This is a genomic window from uncultured Serinicoccus sp., assembly GCF_947500995.1.
Taxonomy (GTDB): domain Bacteria; phylum Actinomycetota; class Actinomycetes; order Actinomycetales; family Dermatophilaceae; genus Ornithinicoccus.
In genome coordinates this window covers 1-1,345 of the sequence record NZ_CANMUA010000023.1, presented here as the reverse complement: position 1 = coordinate 1,345, position 1,345 = coordinate 1, and the positions used below count along the sequence as shown (strand labels likewise).

The following is a 1,345-nucleotide window of genomic DNA, read 5'->3' as shown; positions in this document are numbered from 1 at the left end:
TGTCGCGTTCCAAACTTCTTGGCAGACCGGTTATGAAGGCATGATCGGCGTGACCATGAAGGAGATGACCCGTGGGACGACCACCTGTGATCCCGGCGGAGAAGAAGACCAGGATCGTGCTCAGCGTCCTGGCTGGCGAGGTCTCGATCGCCGAGGCAGCGCGTAAGGAGAAGGTCTCCGAGCAGTCGATCGGGCGGTGGAAGGCGGACTTCCTCGAGGCGGGACGGACCGCGATGGCCTCGGGGCGGACCGGGCCTTCGACCCGGGAGGAGCAGCTGGAGGCTGAGGTCGCCGAGCTGACCACCGCCCTGGGCGAGGCACACCTGCAGGCCCGGGTGTGGAAGAAGAGCGCCGAGGGCCGGCTGGGCCCTTCGAGGACCTCGAGGTAATCCGCACCGAGGCGGGGATGCCGACCGCGAGGTTCTGCAAGCTGATCGGCGTCCCCGAGCGGACCTACCGCCGGTGGCAGGCGCATGCCCGGGCCGGGCGCCCTGCCAAGGGCCCGTGGCCGCGGCCGGCGCGCCAGGCGTCCTGGCAGGTCGTGACTGATCTGGCGGCCAGACACACCGCCTGGGGCCACCGCAAGATCTGGGCGATGGCTCGTCACTCGGGGCATCGGGTGTCGATGTCGACCACGGCGCGGATCCTCGACGACGCCGGGCTGCTGCTCAAGGCCGACTACCAGCGAGAGCGACGCCAGCTCGCCCAGCAGCGCAAGGCGGCGTTCGCCAAGACGCCGACCGGGCCGAACATGGTGTGGCAGTTCGACTTCTCCGAGTACGAGACCGCCGGCGGGGGGACCTGGCGGGTGGCCGGGATCGCGGACTACTGGTCCAAGTACGAGTTCGGCTGGCACTGGTCGCCGACCGCCAACCAGCACGACGCGGTCGCCGCGGTCGAGCTCGCCCTGGCCGAGGCGGGCGAGCTGCTGCCCGAGGGCTTGGACCTGCTGGAGTACCTCACCGACCCCGAGACCGGCGAGGTCGTGCCGATCACGCTGGTCACCGACAACGGCGGCCCGTTCCGCTCGGCACGGTTCGCGGCCTTCATCGAGGCCACCCCGGAGCTGGACCACGTCCGCACCCGGGTCCGCACTCCGGGCCAGAACGGCGTCCGGGAGCGCGCGTTCCAGTCGCTGAAGTACGAGCGGCTCTACCGCGAGCAGATCGACGACATGCACGACCTGGTCACCCACGGCGAGGACTTCCGGGCCGAGTTCAACACCGTCCGCCCGCACGAGGCCCTGTCCTGGAACCGGCCGCGCGAGGTGCACCTGCGCCAGGCCGACCCGTGCTCACCCAACTTTCCCGAGCCCGAAAACCTGCCAAGAACTTGACACGGGACA

2 protein-coding genes are annotated in these 1,345 nt (G+C 70.0%); both read left to right on the top strand.

The annotated features are described in order from the left end of the window. Positions 1-71 precede the first annotated feature (71 nt). Positions 72-389: a helix-turn-helix domain-containing protein gene (locus Q0967_RS17255; RefSeq protein WP_029202638.1), complete on the top strand. Its 318-nt coding sequence runs from the start codon at positions 72-74 to the stop codon at positions 387-389. A gap of 236 nt (positions 390-625) precedes the next feature. Next, positions 626-1,336 (top strand): integrase core domain-containing protein, encoded by a 711-nt coding sequence (locus tag Q0967_RS17250; RefSeq protein ID WP_299451290.1) that lies wholly within the window; start codon positions 626-628, stop codon positions 1,334-1,336. Positions 1,337-1,345: the final 9 nt, after the last annotated feature.

Excerpts from the sequence above, each read along its gene's own strand:
- Q0967_RS17250 (WP_299451290.1), top strand. The coding sequence starts at position 626 with ATGTCGACCACGGCGCGGATCCTCGACGACGCCGGGCTGCTGCTCAAG.